Origin of the sequence: Streptomyces sp. SM10 (assembly GCF_002910915.1) — a bacterium.
In the GTDB taxonomy this organism is placed as follows: domain Bacteria; phylum Actinomycetota; class Actinomycetes; order Streptomycetales; family Streptomycetaceae; genus Streptomyces.
The window spans coordinates 1-17498 of sequence record NZ_NEUF01000023.1; the positions used below are offsets into that span (position 1 = coordinate 1).

General features: G+C 72.8%; 14 protein-coding genes, 1 pseudogene and 1 riboswitch. Of the genes and pseudogenes, 10 read left to right on the forward strand and 5 right to left on the reverse strand.

From position 1 onward, the window contains the following. The 3 genes and pseudogenes from B9S57_RS35080 to B9S57_RS01300 form a co-directional block, all read right to left on the reverse strand. Positions 1-513 (reverse strand): annotated as a pseudogene (locus B9S57_RS35080) (hypothetical protein); the annotation flags it as partial. 162 nt (positions 514-675) lie between these two features. Next, positions 676-1956, reverse strand: a complete 1281-nt coding sequence (gene glyA / locus B9S57_RS01295) for a serine hydroxymethyltransferase (protein WP_103513674.1) — start codon at positions 1954-1956, stop codon at positions 676-678. 39 nt (positions 1957-1995) lie between these two features. Continuing rightward, positions 1996-2118: riboswitch (ZMP/ZTP riboswitch) on the reverse strand. 44 nt (positions 2119-2162) lie between these two features. Continuing rightward, positions 2163-3230 carry a Ku protein gene (locus B9S57_RS01300; protein WP_103513675.1) on the reverse strand — a complete coding sequence of 356 codons (1068 nt, stop codon included), beginning with the start codon at positions 3228-3230 and terminating at the stop codon, positions 2163-2165. Positions 3231-3289: 59 nt separating this feature from the next. Between B9S57_RS01300 and ligD the strand changes: the two genes are divergently transcribed. From ligD to B9S57_RS01330, 6 genes are all read left to right on the forward strand, one after another. After that, complete coding sequence (gene ligD, locus B9S57_RS01305) at positions 3290-4183, forward strand: non-homologous end-joining DNA ligase (protein ID WP_103513676.1); 894 nt, start codon at positions 3290-3292, stop codon at positions 4181-4183. 183 nt (positions 4184-4366) lie between these two features. Further along, positions 4367-6496 carry a HEAT repeat domain-containing protein gene (locus tag B9S57_RS01310; RefSeq protein ID WP_103513677.1) on the forward strand — a complete coding sequence of 710 codons (2130 nt, stop codon included), beginning with the start codon at positions 4367-4369 and terminating at the stop codon, positions 6494-6496. Continuing rightward, a complete protein-coding gene (locus B9S57_RS01315) occupies positions 6493-6813 on the forward strand; it encodes a zinc-ribbon domain-containing protein (RefSeq protein ID WP_103513678.1) in 321 nt (106 codons plus the stop codon). Before B9S57_RS01310 ends, B9S57_RS01315 begins: the two co-directional genes overlap by 4 nt. 82 nt (positions 6814-6895) lie before the next feature. After that, the gene (locus B9S57_RS01320; protein ID WP_103513679.1) at positions 6896-8260 is read left to right on the forward strand and encodes an FtsW/RodA/SpoVE family cell cycle protein; all 1365 of its coding nucleotides are present in this window, start codon (positions 6896-6898) and stop codon (positions 8258-8260) included. Further along, a complete protein-coding gene (locus B9S57_RS01325) occupies positions 8257-9714 on the forward strand; it encodes a penicillin-binding protein 2 (RefSeq protein ID WP_103513680.1) in 1458 nt (485 codons plus the stop codon). The genes B9S57_RS01320 and B9S57_RS01325 overlap by 4 nt, the downstream gene beginning before the upstream one ends. Before the next feature lie 152 nt (positions 9715-9866). Then, positions 9867-10934 carry an amidase gene (locus B9S57_RS01330; RefSeq protein WP_103513681.1) on the forward strand — a complete coding sequence of 356 codons (1068 nt, stop codon included), beginning with the start codon at positions 9867-9869 and terminating at the stop codon, positions 10932-10934. Here B9S57_RS01330 and B9S57_RS01335 read toward each other — a convergent pair. Together B9S57_RS01335 and B9S57_RS01340 are read right to left on the reverse strand one after the other, a co-directional pair. Next, on the reverse strand, positions 10919-11254 hold the full coding sequence (locus tag B9S57_RS01335) for a hypothetical protein (protein WP_103513682.1): 336 nt from the start codon (positions 11252-11254) through the stop codon (positions 10919-10921). The genes B9S57_RS01330 and B9S57_RS01335 overlap by 16 nt on opposite strands. 56 nt (positions 11255-11310) lie before the next feature. Then, positions 11311-12420 carry a ferritin-like domain-containing protein gene (locus B9S57_RS01340; RefSeq protein ID WP_103513683.1) on the reverse strand — a complete coding sequence of 370 codons (1110 nt, stop codon included), beginning with the start codon at positions 12418-12420 and terminating at the stop codon, positions 11311-11313. 189 nt (positions 12421-12609) lie between these two features. Here B9S57_RS01340 and B9S57_RS01345 point away from each other — a divergent pair, with 189 nt between their 5' ends. The 4 genes from B9S57_RS01345 to B9S57_RS01360 all read left to right on the forward strand — a co-directional run bounded on the left by B9S57_RS01345 (position 12610) and on the right by B9S57_RS01360 (position 17466). Next, entirely contained in the window at positions 12610-13545 is a 936-nt protein-coding gene (locus tag B9S57_RS01345; protein ID WP_103513684.1) for a diiron oxygenase, read from the forward strand. A 40-nt stretch (positions 13546-13585) separates the two neighbouring features. Further along, positions 13586-14347, forward strand: a complete 762-nt coding sequence (locus tag B9S57_RS01350) for a TetR/AcrR family transcriptional regulator (protein WP_103513685.1) — start codon at positions 13586-13588, stop codon at positions 14345-14347. Positions 14348-14371: 24 nt separating this feature from the next. Further along, complete coding sequence (locus B9S57_RS01355; RefSeq protein ID WP_103513686.1) at positions 14372-14647, forward strand: hypothetical protein; 276 nt, start codon at positions 14372-14374, stop codon at positions 14645-14647. Positions 14648-14718: 71 nt separating this feature from the next. After that, the gene (locus B9S57_RS01360) at positions 14719-17466 is read left to right on the forward strand and encodes a PQQ-binding-like beta-propeller repeat protein (RefSeq protein WP_103513687.1); all 2748 of its coding nucleotides are present in this window, start codon (positions 14719-14721) and stop codon (positions 17464-17466) included. Positions 17467-17498 lie beyond the last annotated feature (32 nt).

A 17498-nucleotide genomic window follows, 5' to 3' on the forward strand; every position in this document is an offset into this window, starting at 1 on the left:
ATCACGGTCCGCACGGTGCTGGTCTGCGACGACGGCCGTGCGCGCCACCACCGGTTCGGGAGCAGCCACCGGTCCGGGCGCCGCCACCGGTTCCGGAAGAGGTTCCGCCGCCGTCGGCTCCGACACGGGCGGTATCGCCGGCACCGGCCGCTCAGCGGTGACGGGTTCCCGCACCGGCTCCCGCACGGCGGCCCGCTTCCGCATCCCCCGCATGGGCGGGATGCGCGGGACCGCCGGTGGCGCGGGCATGGCCGGCAGCCCCGTCCGCTCCTCCTCGCCGACGAAGGACTCACCCGCGAAGGACTCACCGACGAACGGCTCGCCGACGAGGGCCGGCAGGTCCGGGACCTGGCGTGCCAGCGCGTCGGTCACGGCGTCGCGGTAGCGCGGGTGCAGGACCGTGATCGTGCCGCTGCCCCGGTCCGCCCATCCGATCGCGGTGCCGTCCGGCAGATTCACGTAGAGCCGGTCGTGCCCGAAGAGCTGCCACGACGTGACCTTGAGATCCTGCATCGTTCCCCCTCTGTTCACTCCTCCGGCATCCTTGCTCCCCCAGCCTGTACGGCGGTCCGGCCCCCGCACAGGGCGCAGAGCGGGCGCGCGGAGTCGGGGCGACGGCGTTCCGGAGCAGCCCGGGCCCGGCGTGCCCCGGACCGGACTGCTCCGGCGCCCCGCTCAGGCCAGGGGGAGGCCCGGCGCCGGATAGGCGTCCATCATCGTCCGCACGTCCTCCCGGACCTTGGAAACGGTCGCTTCATCACCTGTACGAGCGGCGTCGACCACGAGATCGATCCACTGCGCGACCGCTCCCATCTCGGAGGCGGGGATGGCCCGGGACGTCAGGGCAGGGGTTCCGATGCGGATGCCGGACGGGTCGAAGGGCTTGCGGGGGTCGTACGGGACGGTGTTGTGATTGACGACGATCCCGGCCCGGTCGAGCGCCTTGGCCGCGACCTTCCCGGAGACGCCCTTTCCCGTGAGGTCGGCGAGCAGCAGGTGGTTGTCCGTACCGCCGGACACGAGGTCGAAGCCCCGTGCCGCCAGTTCCTCGCCCAGCGCCCGGGCGTTGGCGACGACCTGGTGGGCGTACGCGGCGAAGTCCGGCCCCGCCGCCTCCTTGAGCGCGACCGCGATGGCGGCGGTCGTCTGGTTGTGCGGGCCTCCCTGGAGCCCGGGGAAGACGGCGCGGTCGACGGCCCTGGCGTGCTCGGCCCGGGTCAGCAGCATCGCGCCGCGCGGCCCGCGCAGGGTCTTGTGGGTGGTGGTGGACACCACGTCGGCGTACGGGGCGGGCGAGGGATGCGCTCCCCCGGCAATGAGCCCGGCGATGTGGGCGACGTCGGCCACCAGCACGGCTCCCACCTCACGGGCGATCTCGGCGAACCCGGCGAAGTCGATCACCCGGGGGACGGCGGTGCCCCCGCAGAAGATCAGCTTGGGCCGTTCGGCGCGGGCGAGGTCGCGCACCTCGTCCAGGTCGATGCGGCCGGTGTCGCGGCGTACCCCGTAGCGCACGCCCCGGAACCACGTGCCGGTGGCGGAGACACCCCAGCCGTGGGTGAGGTGCCCGCCCATCGGCAGCGACATCCCGAGGACGGTGTCGCCGGGCTGCAGGAACGCCATGTAGACGGCGAGGTTCGCGGGGGAGCCGGAATACGGCTGGACATTGGCGTGGTCCATCCGGAACAGCGCCCTGGCCCGCTCGACGGCGAGGGTCTCCACCTGGTCGATGACCTGCTGGCCCTCGTAGTACCGCTTCCCGGGGTAACCCTCGGAGTACTTGTTCTGCAGGACGGTCCCGGAGGCCTCCAGAACGGCGGAGGACACGTAGTTCTCACTGGGGATCAGGCGCAGGGTGTCCGCCTGGAGCCGCTCCTCGGCGTTCACCAGAGCTGCGAGCTCAGGATCGGTGGCGGCGAGAGCGGGACGGCGGTCATCGGCATGCTGTACGGCCACGGGGTTCCTCCCGGGTCGGTCGCACGGGGGCGACGTGGACCCGGATGCCCAGGCGGACGGCCCTCCGGCGATGACGCCCCGGGCACGCCCGGAGTGTGCCGCTCCCTCGTGGTCGATTCCACGGAGCACCCTGCCGGGTACACGCCAGTCGCGGCACTCCGCAGCCTACGGTGCGGCGGGCCGACAGGAGACCCGAACCGCTCCGGTCAGGCCGAGGTGCGCTTCCGTGCCCCCGGGGCGGTCTTCTTCGCCGCCGTCTTCTTCGCCGCCGTCTTCTTCGCCGCCGTCTTCTTGGCGGGCGTCTTCCTGGCCGGAGCGTCCTTCTGCGCGGCCCTCTTCCCGGCGCCCTCCTTCACGGTCGACTTGGCGGCCTTCTTCGCGGCCTTCTTCGCGCCGTCGCCGCTCCCGCCGGACCGTGGCGTACGGCCCTTGATCGGGTGGACGTCGGCGTCCTTGCCGTCCGCCTCGTCTCCCCCGTCCGCCTTGCCACCCCCGTCCCCCTTCGCCTCCTCGGCGGCCCGCACGCTGCTCTCCAGCGCCGCCATCAGGTCGATCACCTGGCCGCCGGGCTCCTCGGTCTCCTCCTCCGCGACGGGTTCACCGGCGGCCTTCGCCGCGACGAGCTCCTCGATCGCCTCGCGGTACTCGTCGTGGAGGGTGTCCAGGTCGGCGTCGCCGAGGGTGTTCATCAGCGCGTCGGCCAGATCCAGCTCGGCGTCGCGGACCTTGACGCCCGCATCCGGGGCGACGTCCTCGGGCGCCCGGATCTCGTCCGGCCAGAGCAGGCCGTGCATCGCGATGACCTCGTCGACCACGCGCAGCATGCCGAGCCGTTCGCGCCCCCGGATCGCGTACTTCGCGACGGCGACCTTGCCGCTGCGCCGCAGTGCCTCGCGCAGCAGGGCGTACGGCTTGGCGGCGGGGACCCCGTTGGCGGAGAGGTAGTACGCAGAGTCCAGCTGGAGCGGGTCGATCGCCGAGGCCGGCACGAAACCCTCGATCTCGATGGTCTTGGCGGTGGGGAGAGGGAGCGAGGCGAGGTCCTCGTCGGTCACGGGGATCACCGTGCCGTCGGCGTCCTCGTACGCCTTCACGGTCTCGGAGGCGGGGATCTCCTCCTCGTCCAGCTCACAGACCTTGCGATAGCGGATCCGGCCGCCGTCGGCGAGGTGGATCTGGCGGAAGGAGATCGCGTGGTTCTCCGTGGCGTTCATCAGCTTGACCGGGATGCTGACCAGACCGAAGGAGATGGAGCCATTCCAGATGGACCTCACCGTTCACCCCTTACGCCCGCCATGACCGCATACATGCGATTTCATGTGATTCTTATCGTATGACGCCGATCACGGAGGTGGAGGGGCGGCGCCTGGCGCTCAGCAATCTCGACAAGGTGCTGTACCCGGCCACCGGCACGACCAAGGGCGAGGTGCTGCACTACTACGCGGCCACGGCGGCGGGGGCGATGCTGCCGCACCTGCACGACCGGCCGCTGTCCTTCCTCCGGTACCCGGACGGCCCGGAGGGGCTGCGCTTCTTCACGAAGAATCCACCGCCCGGTACGCCCGACTGGGTGCGGACGGCACCGGTCCCCCGCAGCGACGATCCCGGCGCCCGCCAGGTGCTCGCGCAGGACCTGCCGTCACTGATGTGGGCGGCGAACCTGGTGGTGGAGTTCCACACCCACCAGTGGTCCCAGGGCTCCCCCGCCGTAGCCGACCGGATGGTGTTCGACCTGGACCCCGGGCCGCCTGCGGGCGTCGTCGAGTGCTGCGCGGTCGCCCTCTGGCTGCGGGAGCGGCTGGCCGAGGACGGGCTGTCCTCGTACGGGAAGACCTCCGGCTCCAAGGGGCTGCACCTCCTCGTCCCCCTGGAGCCCACCCCCTCCGAGGAGGTGACCGCCTACGCGAAGAAGCTGGCGGTCCAGGCTCAGGGCGCGCTCCCGGAGCTGGCCGTGCACCGGATGACGCGCGCGCTGCGCCCGGGGAAGGTGTTCGTGGATTTCAGCCAGAACGCCGCGGCGAAGACCACCGCGGCCCCGTACACCCTGCGGGCGAAGGGCAGCCCGACCGTGTCCGCGCCGGTCACCTGGGAGGAGATCGAGGCGTGCGGGACGCCGGACGACCTGCTCTTCCTCGCGGGCGACATGGCGGCGCGGCTGGAGCGGCACGGCGATCTGCTCGCTCCCCTGACCGATCCCGGGCAGGCCCGGCCGCTGCCGGGCGGCTGAGCCCAGCCGCGGGGGCAGCGCGCTCACAGCACCTTCACAGCGCCGCGCGGTCCCCTGAGGAAAGGCCGCAACTGGAGGGTGGAGCGCCCTGTGCGTGGTGCACACTCTGCGCAGACGCTGCTTCGCGGAGACGTTCTTCCGCCGTGTCCGGGGAGCGGAAGGAAGACACGGGGAGGGCGTGGCGTGTTCACGGGGATCGACGAGGTCGAGTGGGCCTCGATGAAGCATGCCTACGGACCGGCCGACGACGTGCCGGCACTCCTGCACGGACTCGCCTCCGCCGATCCGGCGGAGCGGGAGAGCGCGCTCGACGGGATGTACGGCGCGGTCCACCACCAGGGAAACGTGTACGCCTGCACGCTCGCCTGCATCCCCTTCCTCTTCGAGCTGGCCGTCGACCCGGGCATAGGCGACCGGGGCGGTGTCGTCGAGCTGCTCACCAGCATCGGCGGCATCGACCTCGACGAGGACGAGGAGGACGGGCTCGACGAGCTGGACGAGGACGAGATCGAGGGCGTCGCCAACTACGCGATGGCCGCGGCCGCCGTGTCCGCCGGCTCGGCGGTCTTCCTCGAACTCGTCGCCGACGAGGATCCGGGGGTACGGCTCGCCGCCCCGCTGGCACTGGCCACGCTGCACACCCGGCCGGGCACGGTGCTCGCGCTGCTGCGGGAGCGACTGCCCGTGGAGGCGGACGACGAGGTGCGCCTCGCCCTCGTCGAGGCCGCCGGGCGGATCGCCCTGCGACACCGGGCACTGGCGGGGCGGGCCACGGACTGGCTGAGCCGGCTGGCCGCCGAGGCGTATCCGCCCGGACTGCGGCTCGCAGCCCTCGCGCAGCTCGCCCGGTGCGCCCCCGGCGCCCTCCCGGGCGATGTCGTGCCGGTGGTCTCCGGCCTGCTGCGGGAGCTGCGCTCCGGGCCCGCCCGTCCGGAACCCCCCGCCGCGCAGCCGCCGGGCGGCGAGGAGGCTGCGGCGGACCGGGCGACCGCTCCGACGTTGGTGGGGCAGTTGCGCGAGCTGTCCGCCGAGGGGCCGGCCGGGCGCACCACCCCGTGGGCCGCCGACCTGCTGCGGACCCTGCACGTGGGCCTGGACGACCGCGTGGCGGACCGTACGGCGCTGCTGGCCGACCAGCTCCGCAGCCCCGATCCCCGGCAGCGCATCGACGCCGTACGCATGAGCAGCGGGCTGATGCGGGCCTGGCGCGGGAACCACGAGGACCTGGTGCGGCTGGTCGGCGTGCAGCTGGCGGATCCGGAGCACCGGCTGGCCGAGGCCGCCTCGTACGCGCTGGAGGACCTGTTCCACCTGGCGGCTCCCGCCGGCGACGCCCTGGCCGCGCGGGTCGCGGCGGACCCCGGGGCGTGGGTGAAGGAGTGGGCGAGCGGACCTCCGGGGCTCGGCTCGTCGGTGAAGGCGCTGGCCGGGCTGGGAGACGCGCGGGTGCTGCCCGCCTTGGCGGCGGCGCTGGAGCGGCCGGAGGTGCCGCACGACGTGGGCTTCGCCATCAGGTGCCTGGGCGATGCGGCCGCCCCGCTCGCCGGGGTGCTGTGCCGCAGGCTCGGCGAGGTCGGGCTGGACGAGAGTCTGTACGACCGGGCGAAGCCGCTGCTCGCCGGGGTGACGGCGCTGCGCGCGGGCGAGGCCGCGCCGGAGGTGCTGCGGGTGCTGCGGGGAGCGCCGGAGTACCGGGGCGAGTGGCTGCGTACGGCGGCACTGCGGGCGCTGGGCTCGTTCGGGCCGGCCGCCCACTGCGCGGTTCCCGAGCTCCGGCACCTGATGGGGCGGCCGGGGACCGCTGTGGCGACCGAGGCGGCCGAGGCGCTCTGGGCGGTCACCGGGGACGCCGAGACGGTGCTGCCGGTGCTGGCCGAGGGGCTGCGGGCCGAGCAGATGCGCGACTGCCGGGCGGCGGTGAGCGCGCTGGGTGCTCTGGGACCGCGCGCCGGGGCGGTGGTGCCGCGGCTGCGGGCGCTGCTGGCGCACGAGGAGCTGTGGCTCCGGGTCGAGGCGGCGAGCGCCCTGTGGGAGATCACCGGGCGGGCCGCCGACCTGGTGCCGGTGCTCCTGTCGGCATGGGAGAAGAACTGCCACGTCAGGGTCCGGGTCGCGGAATGTCTGGCGCGGATGGGCCCCGACGGTGCAGGCTCGGACGCGATACGGGTGCTGCGCGCCGAGCTCCTGTCCGTACGCCGCCACAAGGCGATGGACGGCGGATCCGGCAGCCACGACACTTATGAGGACGAGAAGCTGCTGGCGCTCTGCCGGCGGGCGCTTCCGGAAGACACGGGGAAGGGAACCACATCATGATCATTTTCGGTACGCGAGGCTATCTCTACCAACTGGCGGTCCTGACGATGGTGTGCGGCTGGTGCGGGAATCCCGCCGCGCACACCCTGCGCAAGAGGGTCACCAAGTTCACGCTGTTCTTCGTCCCGCTGTTCCCCTTCTCCACGAAGTACGCGACGCAGTGCACCTTCTGCGGCGGGGAGCGGCAGATACCCAGGGAGCAGGCCGATCAGCTGCTGGCGCAGGCCCAGGGCGGCCAGGACGGCAATCCGTACGCTGCCGCCCAGCAGCAGCCCGGCTACGCGCCCCCCGGCGGCCGGAACCCCTACCAGAGCTGATTCCTCCCGGTCGCGCCCGCCGAGGAGTGCCACGAAGCTGACATAAGGGAAATAGCACCCGCCTCTTGCTACGTTGCGGGGCATGACCGCAACGACGGCGGAGGCACGCCCGCCCGAGCTACGCCTGCCCAAGCGGCGCGGGGTCGAGCTCTCGCTCCTGATCGGGGCCGTGCTCATCTCCGTCTACGGATACGCCGCCGTCGGCCTCGCCCGGAACAACGCCGTACCCCCCGACGTCGCCGGCTACGGGGCCGGTCTCGGTATCCTCGCGCTGCTCGCCCACCTCGCGGTCCGCTTCCGCGCGCCGTTCGCCGATCCGCTGCTCCTGCCCATCGCCGTCCTGCTCAACGGCGTGGGCCTGGTGCTGATCTACCGGCTCGACCTGGAGACCCCGAGCGACCGGGCCGCGACGACACAGCTGATCTGGTCCACGCTCGGGGTCGCCTTCTTCATCGCCGTCGTCGTCCTGCTACGCGATCACCGGGTGCTCCAGCGCTACGCCTACCTCTCGGTGGCCGCGGCGCTGGTGCTGATGATCGTGCCGATCTTCTTCCCGGCGGTGAACGGGGCGAAGATCTGGATCCGGATCGGCGGACTCTCCTTCCAGCCGGGGGAGTTCGCGAAGATCCTGCTCGCCGTCTTCTTCGCCGCGTACCTCGCCGCGAACCGCAACGCACTCGCGTACACCGGCCGCAGGATCTGGAAGCTGCAGTTCCCCACCGGCCGGGTGCTCGGTCCCATCGTCGCGATCTGGCTGCTCAGCGTCGGTGTCCTCGTCCTGGAGCGGGACCTCGGCACCTCACTGCTCTTCTTCGGCCTCTTCGTGATCCTGCTCTACGTGGCCACCGGGCGGACCGGGTGGATCGCCGTCGGGCTGCTGCTCGCCGCCGCGGGAGCCTTCGTCGTCGGCTCGTTCGAACCCCATGTGCACAGCAGGGTCGAGGACTGGCTGGACCCGTACGCCTCCATCGACGCGGGCCAGGGACCGGGGCAGCTCGCCCAGTCGCTCTTCGCTTTCGCCGCGGGCGGCATGCTGGGCACCGGCCTCGGGCTCGGCCACTCCATCCTCATCGGCTTCGCCGCCAAGTCCGACTTCATCCTGGCGACCGCCGGCGAGGAGCTCGGACTGGCGGGGCTCACCGCGATCTTCCTGCTGTACGCCCTGCTGGTGGCCCGAGGTTTCCGTGCGGGGCTGGCACTCCGGGACCCCTTCGGGAGGCTGCTGTCGATCGGCCTGGCCTCGATCCTGGCGCTCCAGGTCTTCGTGATCGCGGGCGGGGTGATGGGGCTGATCCCGCTGACCGGCATGGCCATGCCGTTCCTCGCCCAGGGGGGTTCCTCCGTCGTCACCAACTGGATCATCGTGGCGCTGCTCATCCGGGTGAGCGACGTGGCCCGCACACCCGGCCCCGACACCACGACCGTGCCGGCCGCGGAGGAATCGTGATCCGCTACATCCGGCACGCCGCCGGCTTCTGCCTGCTCCTGCTCCTCGCCCTGCTCGCGAACGCCGGGCGCGTCCAGCTCTTCGAGGCCGACGAGCTCAACTCGAACTCCGCCAACCGCCGCACCACCATCGACCGTTACGACCAGCCGCGCGGGAACATCCTGGTCGGCGACGAGCCCGTCACGGGCTCGAAGGACACCGGCGAGCAGCTCGCGTACGAGCGCACCTACCGGCACGGTCCTCTGTACGCGCCGGTGACGGGCTACGCCTCGCAGACGTACGGCACCACGCTGCTGGAGAACGCCGAGGACGGCGTCCTCTCCGGAAGCGCTCCGGTCCTGGCCCCGCTCCCGCTGTGGGGCGACCTCACCCGCAGCCGGCAGCCAGGCGGCGATGTCGTCACCACCATCGAGGACTCGATGCAACGCGCGGCGTACGAGGGCCTGGACGGCCGGCGTGGCGCGGTCGCCGCGCTCGACCCGGCCACCGGCCGGATCCTGGCGCTGGTCTCCTCCCCCTCCTACGACCCCGAGGTCCTCTCCGGGACCGGGTCGCGGGTGACCGACGCGTGGGACCGGCTCAACCGTGCGCCGAGCCGGCCGATGCTCAACCGGGCCATCCGGCAGACGTATCCACCCGGTTCGGCCTTCAAGATCGTGACGGCGGCGGCAGCGCTGGACGCCGGCGTGGTCACCGACCCGGACGCGGACACCGACACTCCCTCGCCCTACGTCCTGCCGGGGACCTCGACCGTGCTGCCCAACGAGGCGAAGGGCTGCGAGAAGGCGTCCCTGGCGGAGGCGATCCGGGTCTCCTGCAACACGGTGATGGCCCATCTCGGCGTCCAGGTGGGACTGGACGGGATGCTGGAGGCGGTGGGCGGCTTCGGCTTCAACGACAACGACCTGAAGATCCCCTCCCGGGTGGCCCGCAGCAATTTCGACGGGGACATGAGCGACGACCAGCTCGCCCAGTCCTCCATCGGCCAGTTCGACACGGCGGCGACGCCGCTCCAGATGGCGATGGTCGCCTCGGCGGTGGCGAACGGCGGTGAGCTGATGCGTCCGCGCCTGGTGGACCGGGTGACCACGGAGGACGGGGACACGGTCCGGCAGCAGGGCGACGACTCGTACCACCGGGCGATGAACCCCACGACGGCCCAGCAGCTCCAGCGGATGATGGTCGACGTGGTGGAGAACGGCACCGGCGCGAACGCGGCGATCGACGGGGTGACGGTCGGCGGCAAGACGGGCACCGCCCAGCACGGGATCGACAACTCGGGCACGCCGTACGCCTGGTTCATCGCCTGGGCGCAGGCGCCGGACTCCGGCCGCCCGGCGGTGGCCGTCGCCGTGGTCGTGGAGGACGCGGCGGCCGACCGGGCGGACGTCAGCGGGGGCGGCAACGCGGCCCCGATCGCGCGGGCGGTGATGGAGGCGGCGCTGGAGGACTGAGCCGGGCGCCGGGGCCCCGCGCGCTTCCGTGCACCCGGCACCGGCTCGGGGTGCGTTCCGGGGCCGTGACGCCCGGCTCGGGGTGCCGTTCCGCGGGCCCGGCGCCCGGTTCGGGGGCCCGCTCCGTGGGCCGGGGGCAGGAGACTGGTCCCATGACAGAGGCTCTCGAAGCGTCCCTCGCCCGGATCGACCGGCTCGATCCGGAACTGTGCGCGTTCACGGAGGTCTGGCACGAGGAGGCGCGGGCCCGGGCGGGCGCCGCGTCCCGTCTCCCGCTCACCGGGCTGCCGTTCGCCGTGAAGGGCCCCGGGGGCATCCGCTCGTACGCCGCCCGCCGGCTGATCGCCGCGGGCGGGATCCCGGTCGGTGCGACCTCGGTCCCCGGTCCGGGCACGGCGTGGCAGACCTGGGGGCAGGGTGCGCACGGCCGTACGGTCAATCCCTGGCGCCCCGACCGGACTCCGGGCGGCTCCTCGGCCGGCTCGGCGGTGGCGGTCGCGGCCGGCATGGTGGAGGTGGCGACGGGCAGCGACGGCGCCGGTTCGGTGCGGATCCCGGCGGCGTGGTGCGGGGTGTTCGGCATGAGGACGACGGCGGGGCTGCTCCCCTCCCCCGACCGTACGGGCCTCGCGTCCCCCGGCCTGCTGGCGAGCTCGGCCGGGCGCGCGGAGGCCTGCCTGAGCCATCTCCTGGACGGATACGTGCCGCGCCCCGCGCGGCTCCCCGTTCCGGCCGTCTACAGCCCGGACCTCGGCTTCGCCCGCGTCGCCCCCGAGGTCGCGGAGGTGACACGGGCCGCGGTCGGCCGGCTGGTGGAGGCGGGGGCGGTACGCCTGGTGCCGGGCTCCTGCGAACTGCTCGACCCGGCGGATGCCTGGCTCGCGGTGCGCGCGGGGGCTCCGACGCCGGCCACGGAGCGGCTCCGCGCCGCCAACGACCGCGCGCTCGACGCCCTTTTCGCCCGTACGCCCCTGCTGCTCACACCGGTCACCCCCAACCGGCCGCACGGCCACGAGGGGCCGGGCGACGTCTACTCCACCGCGCTCACCTGGGCGTTCAACCTCAGCGGCCATCCGGCGGCGAGCCTGCCCGCCGGGTTCACCGCGGACGGCTGCCCGGCCGGTCTCCAGCTGGTGACCGGCCGGGGCCAGGATGCCGAACTGCTCGGCACGGCCCGCGCGCTGGAGCGTCACCTGCCCAGGTCTCAGCCGATGGGCTGACGTATCTCCGCCCGGACCTTCAGCGTCTCCACGGCCGCCTGCTCCAGGTCGATGTCCGTGTACTGCACGACCTGGCACTCGGCCACGGCGCCGGACCCGTCGGGCCTGAACTCCGTCGCCGGTACGACGACCGTGCCCCCGTCCGACTCTGCGGCCCCCTCCAGGATCTTGGTCCGCGCGAGAGCGGGGCTCGCCAGCCTCCCGTACATGCCGGAGAGCACCAGGACGCCACCGTCGTCCTTCGACGTGTACTGCGCGACGGCCGCCTTCGGGTGCCGGCGCGGTGTCGTCGGTCCAGTGCCACACGGCCTCGTCCGCACTGCACCGGCACGTACATCCGTTTCTCCGGCGACGGACGCCACGCGCCACCGGCCGCTCACCCCGGTGTGCCGCCCTCGGCTATCGCGTCGGCCACCTCGGCGACCCGCGCCTGTTCCTCCACCGCGAAGCGGTCGCGGTCCAACTGCTCGGCGATCTCCTCGTCCTGGGCCATCAGCAGGTCCAGGTTCGAGCTGCCCAGCTCGAACACGCCCATGTCGACGTAGGCCTTCTGCAGCCGTTCGCCCCAGAGGCCGATGTCCTTGACGCAGGGGACGATCCGGCTGAACAGGAGCTTGCGGAAGAGCTGGAGGTACTCGGAGTGCTCGGAGAGGTCCTTGGCCTCCTGCTTGCCGATGCCGAAGTTCTCCAGGACCTCGACGCCGCTGAGCCGGTCGCGCATCAGGGAGCAGCCCTCGATGACGAACTCCTCGCGCTCGCGCAGTTCGGCGTCGCTCAGCTGCTTGTAGTAGTCGCGCAGCGCCATCCGCCCGAAGGCCACGTGCCGCGCCTCGTCCTGCATGACGTAGGCGAGGATCTGCTTGGGCAGCGGCTTGGTCGTGGTGTCGCGGATCATACCGAAGGCGGCGAGTGCCAGCCCCTCGATGAGGACCTGCATGCCGAGGTAGGGCATGTCCCAGCGGGAGTCGCGCAGGGTGTCGCCGAGCAGCCCCTGGAGGTTGTCGTTGATCGGATAGAGCATCCCGACCTTCTCGTGCAGGAAGCGGCCGTAGATCTCCGCGTGCCGCGCCTCGTCCATCGTCTGGGTGGCGGAGTAGAACTTCGCGTCCAGGTCGGGGACCGACTCCACGATCCGGGCGGCGCAGACCATGGCGCCCTGCTCACCGTGCAGGAACTGGCTGAACTGCCAGGAGGTGTAGTGCTTGCGCAGCTCACCGCGGTCCCGCTCGGTCATCTTCGCCCAGTGCGGGGTGCCGTGGAGCGTGAGGGCCTCGTCCGGGGTGCCGAGCGGGTCGGCGGGATCGACCTCCAGGCTCCAGTCGATGCGCTTGTTGCCGTCCCACTGCTTGTCCTTGCCCTTCTGGTAGAGGGCGAGGAGGCGTTCGCGGCCGTCGTCGTAGTCCCAGCTGAACCGGGCCGCGCCCGTGGCGGGGACCTGCCACGTCGGTGCGGCGGGGGCGGTGGTGTAGAGGTCGTGTGTCGACACGGACAGCTCCTTCGCCTGGCGAGGATCGTGCATTCCGTGGTGCTGACGTCAGTTGGCAGGTTCACACGTTGGTAGACACGCGGTCAACAAGTCGCGCACAGGGGATTGACTGCCTTGCTGACAGGCAGTCTCATAATCCTTGAGCGCAATCCTGACCACCGGTAACCCCTCTGCGAGGTGCCTTCAGCCATGACGACAGTGACCGACGAGGACATCCAGGCGCTGCGTGATGCGCTCGGTCCGCTCAAGGACCGCGAGCAGGTCGCCGCGCGCCTGCTCGAAGCCTCGGCCAAACACTCCTTCGATCCGGACACCGAGCTGGACTGGGACTCGGCCGTCGAGGACGGCAAGTGGTTCTGGCCCCCGGAGCTGGTCTCCCTCTACGACACCCCGATGTGGCGGAAGATGTCGCAGGACCAGCGGATGGAACTGGCCCGGCACGAGGCCGCGTCGCTGGCCTCGCTGGGGATCTGGTTCGAGATCATCCTGATGCAGCTCCTCGTCCGCCACATCTACGACAAGTCCGTGACCAGCAAGCACGTCCGCTACGCCCTCACGGAGATCGCCGACGAGTGCCGGCACTCCATGATGTTCGCCCGCATGATCGAGTGGGGCGGGGCGCCCAGCTATCCCGTCCCCCGGCGCTACCACAACCTGGCGCGGGTGCTGAAGACCATCTCCACCACCCCCGGTTCCTTCGCCGCGACCCTGCTCGGCGAGGAGATCCTGGACTGGATGCAGCGCCTCACCTTCCCCGACGAGCGGGTCCAGTCACTCGTACGCGGAGTGACCCGCATCCACGTCGTCGAGGAGGCCAGGCACGTGCGCTACGCACGCGAGGAGCTGCGCCGCCAGATGGTCACCGCTCCCCACTGGGAGCGCCGGCTGACCCGCATCAACTGCGGGGAGGCGGCGCGCGTCTTCTCCGTCTGCTTCGTCAATCCGCAGGTCTACGACAACGTCGGACTGGACCGCCACGAAGCCGTCGCGCAGGTGAAGGCGAGCGGCCACCGGGCGGAGGTCATGCAGACGGGAGCCAAGCGGCTCACGGACTTCTTCGACGACATCGGCGTGCTCAACGGAGTGGGGCGCAGGCTGTGGAAGAGCTCGGGTCTGCTGGCCTGAGGCCGCCTCCCGTGAGCCGGACGGCCTTAGGCTTCTGGGTATGACCTCCGCACCCGCAGCACCGCCGGCCCGCGCGTACCGACGGCTCGGTGTCGAGGAGCGCCGCGCCCAACTGCTGGGCGCGGCGCTCACGCTCTTCGCCCACCGGGCACCGGACGACGTGTCGATCGACGAGGTGGCGGCCGCCGCCGGGGTCTCCCGACCTCTGGTCTACCGCTACTTCCCCGGCGGCAGGCAGCAGTTGTACGAGGCAGCTCTGGGGTCGGCCGCCGAGCAGCTGACGCTCTGCTTCGCGGAGCCCTCCGTCGGCCCGCCCACCGAGCGCGTGAGCCGTGTCCTTGACCGCTACCTCGGCTTCGTCGACCAGCACGACGCCGGCTTCAGCGCGCTGCTGCGCGGCGGGAGCGTGGCCGAGACCTCGCGGACGTCCACGATCGTCGACGGTGTACGCCGCTCGGCGGCCGAGCAGATCCTGCTCCACCTCGGCCGGGGCGGCGGCCCCGGCCAGGAACCCGCGGGGCCGCGCCTGCGGATGATGGTGCGCACCTGGATCGCGGCCGTGGAGGCGGCGTCCCTGATCTGGCTGGACGAGGAGAAGCAGCCGGAGGCCTCCGACCTCCGGAGCTGGCTGGTCGACCATCTGATGGCCCTGCTGGCAGTCACCGCCGGCTCGGACGAGGAGACGGAAGCCGTGGTGGCGGAGCTGCTGGACCAGGAGACCGCCGAGGGCCCGGCCGGGCGGCTGGCGACACTGATCGTTCCGGTGGCCGGCCGTGCCGCGCACCTGCTGCCGCCGGGCTGAGGTCTCCTGGGTCAGACTGGCACCGTGAAAAGCGAGAACACGTCCTTCCGCGGCGGCCCGCTGGACGGCCGGGTGCTGCCCGTCCTGCTCGGGCCGACCGGCCATCCGCCCAAGTGGTACGAGGTCCCGGTCCCGGACGCCGACGGCGGCCCCGCCACCGTGTACGCGTACCGGCGCGCGCCCGCCGGCTACTCGAAGCGGCTGGGACTCCAGCGCGGCTGGGTGTACGAGTTCGCCCCCGAGGGGCGTGAGCCCTTCAGGCCCAAGTGGCCTTGGGGCAAGCCCCGCAGCGGGTCCTGAGCCGCTCCCGCACCCGCGCCCGTAAGATCGGCGGTCAGGTGCCGAGGGCACGGTCACAAGGGGGGTGCGCCATGGAGGCGCTGCGTCAGGAAGATCCACGTCACTTCGGCCCGTACACCGCGCTGGCCCGCCTCCGCGAGAGCGCGAGCGCCGTGCACTACCTGGCCCGGGGCGTGGACGGCGACGACCTCGTCGTGGTGACCGCCGCCCGGCCCTCCCTCGCCTCCGCACCCGTCTTCCGGCGGCGCTTCCTGTCCGAGGCCCGGACCGCCGAGCGACTGGCCGGCGGCTGGGTACAGCCCCAGCTCACCGCGCCCGAGGACGACGCCCTGTGGACCGCGGCGGCCTACGTGCCCGCGCTGACGCTCGCCGAGGCGATCGGTCTCGCCGGTCCGCTGCCCGAGCGTGCCGTGCGGATACTGGGCGCGGGCCTGGCGGAGACCCTCTCCCGCGTCCATGCCACCGGAGCCGTGCTCCAGGGGCTGGCGCCGCAGACGGTGCTGCTGGCCGAGGACGGCCCCCTGCTCACCGCGTTCGGCCCGCTCGGTGCGGCCGCCTCCGCCGAGACGCGGGAGAGCGGGCAGCTGTCCGTACGGCTGGGCTACCTCACCCCCGAACAGGTGGAGGGCAAGGAGGCGGGCCCCGCGTCCGACCTGTTCGTCCTGGGCCTGCTGCTGGCGTACGCGGCGACCGGCACGACTCCGCTCGCCGACGGACCCGCCGACGAGGCGGCGGAGCGCATCGCGCACGGTTCGGCCGAACTGGGGTCCGTGCCGGATGAGTTGCGCGCGCTGATCGCGAGCTGTCTGGCGAAGGACCCGGACGACCGGCCCGGCGCGGGATCGGTGGCGGCGGAGCTGGCCCTGGAGGGCGCGGCGGGCCTCGCCAAGGGCGGCTGGCTCCCCGGGCCGCTCCCGGCGGCGGTGAACGACCAAGCGGCGCGGGCAGGGGCGCTTGAGCCTTCGGTCGACCCGGCCGACCCGGTCCAGGACCCGGCCGACCCGGTCCAGGACCCGGCGGACCCGGTCCAGGACACGGCCGACCCGGTCCAGGACCCGGCGGACCCGGTCCGGGACGCGGTGCCTGCGACCGGCGGGACCCCTGCCGTCCCGGTGCAGGACGGCAGGGCGCTCACGAGCAGTGCACCCCCGGGCGGGGCATCCCCGAACGGGGCCGCGGGCAACGGGGACATCGGCGAGGACAGCCGGACGACCCGCTTCCTGGGAACCGCGGTACGCGCACCGCAGTCCGACCAGGTGACGGCCCAGCTCGCCCTCCCCCGGGAAGCCACCGGCTCGGCGCCCCCGCGCCCACCGGCAGCCGCCCTGCCACCCGCACCCTCACCGGCGCCGGCACCCGCACCCGCACCCGCACAGCCGTACCCGTACGCCTACCCGGCCGCCGGGCCGCAGGGCTCCCCCGCGCCCGCTCCTCTCGCTCTGCCCGCGGCCCTGCCCACCGCCGTGCCGCCCGTCCCGCCGCGCTCCGCGTCCGCACCGGCGACCAGTCGGCGTGCGCTGCTCACCACGATCGCGGCGGGTGCGGCCGGACTGGTCCTCGGCGGAACGGCGGTGGCCGCCCTCGGGCCGGACGAACCCGCCGCCGACGACAAGCGGTCCGCCGGAGAGCCGGCGCCGGGTCCCACCGTCCCCGGCCGGGCGCCGGATCCCCGGTGGATCCACACCCTCCCGGCCGCCTCGCCCGCCCCGCTCACCGCGGGAATCTGGCAGGACAAGCTGCTGGTGCTGACGGACACGGCCGGGGCGACCGCCGTCGACCTGCGAACCGGCCGGAAGGTCTGGGAACGTGCCGACGCCGCCGGCGCCCAGACCGTCCTGGCGGCGGGTGACGACCTCTGCCTCCTGGCGAGCCCCACCGAATTCCTCTGGCTGTCGCCGAAGGACGGGCGGATCGCACACCGGGTGCGCTTCGTGGACCAGTTCACCGGCGTCCCGAACATGAAGGTGGCCCCGCTCACCGGGCTGTCCGGGTCCGTCCTCTGGTTCACCGGCTCCCACACCGTCACCGTGAAGGCGCCGAAGCCGAAGAAGGGCAAGAAGCCCGGCAAGGACACCCAGGCCGTCAAGGCGTACTTCTTCGCGTACGACGTCGTGCGGCGCGAGGAGCTGTGGCGCGTCCCCGTCCCGGCGGGCCGGGCACCCGGCACCCCCGCCTACCGGCTGATCGCCGCCCGGGAAGCCGACCTCGTCGTACGCCAGGTCGCCGACACGCTCACCCCCGCCGATGCCGCGGCGGCCAAGGGCAAGGCGTCCTTCCGGTGCTTCGACCGCGCGACGGGAAAGCAGCTGTGGAACCGGCGGTTCGGCTCGGTCTCACCGGCGGCCTCGGCGGTCGGGGACGAGGAGGGACTGCTGTACGGCGCGGTGGGCGACGATCTGCAGGCATTCGAGACGGGCACCGAGAAGCCGGTCTGGACGCTCAACGGAACGGCGTCGTCCGTCTTCGGTACCCCCCTCCCGGCGGGGACGGTGCTCCACACCACGAACCGCAATCAGGAGGTCGGCGCCGTCGAGTCGGCCACCGGGAAGCCGCTGTGGCGACGGTCCACCGAGGCACCTCGCGGCGGCTACGCGCCCGCCATCACGCTCAGCGACGGCGGGAAGACCCTGCTCGCCGCGGACGGCTCACAGGTGACCGCGTTCGCCGCGGCGGACGGGCGCCGCCTGTGGAAGTTCCAGGACATCGGGGTCCAGGACCCGAAGGGCGCCGCGGTCACCGGATGGTACCGAGTGCTGGCGGCGGGGGGATCCGCGATCGTCCAGCGGGAACGGGCCGTCTACGCCTTCCCCGTCGAGTGACCTCTCCGGGGACCGGCGTCCGCCGTTCGGGG

What these genes read in the sequence shown, in the direction of transcription:
- ligD (WP_103513676.1), top strand. Translation starts at nt 3,290, where the DNA reads ATGACGCCGATCACGGAGGTGGAGGGGCGGCGCCTGGCGCTCAGCAAT.
- B9S57_RS01315 (WP_103513678.1), top strand. Translation starts at nt 6,493, where the DNA reads ATGATCATTTTCGGTACGCGAGGCTATCTCTACCAACTGGCGGTCCTG.
- B9S57_RS01320 (WP_103513679.1), top strand. Translation starts at nt 6,896, where the DNA reads ATGACCGCAACGACGGCGGAGGCACGCCCGCCCGAGCTACGCCTGCCC.
- B9S57_RS01330 (WP_103513681.1), top strand. Translation starts at nt 9,867, where the DNA reads ATGACAGAGGCTCTCGAAGCGTCCCTCGCCCGGATCGACCGGCTCGAT.
- B9S57_RS01345 (WP_103513684.1), top strand. Translation starts at nt 12,610, where the DNA reads ATGACGACAGTGACCGACGAGGACATCCAGGCGCTGCGTGATGCGCTC.
- B9S57_RS01350 (WP_103513685.1), top strand. Translation starts at nt 13,586, where the DNA reads ATGACCTCCGCACCCGCAGCACCGCCGGCCCGCGCGTACCGACGGCTC.
- B9S57_RS01360 (WP_103513687.1), top strand. Translation starts at nt 14,719, where the DNA reads ATGGAGGCGCTGCGTCAGGAAGATCCACGTCACTTCGGCCCGTACACC.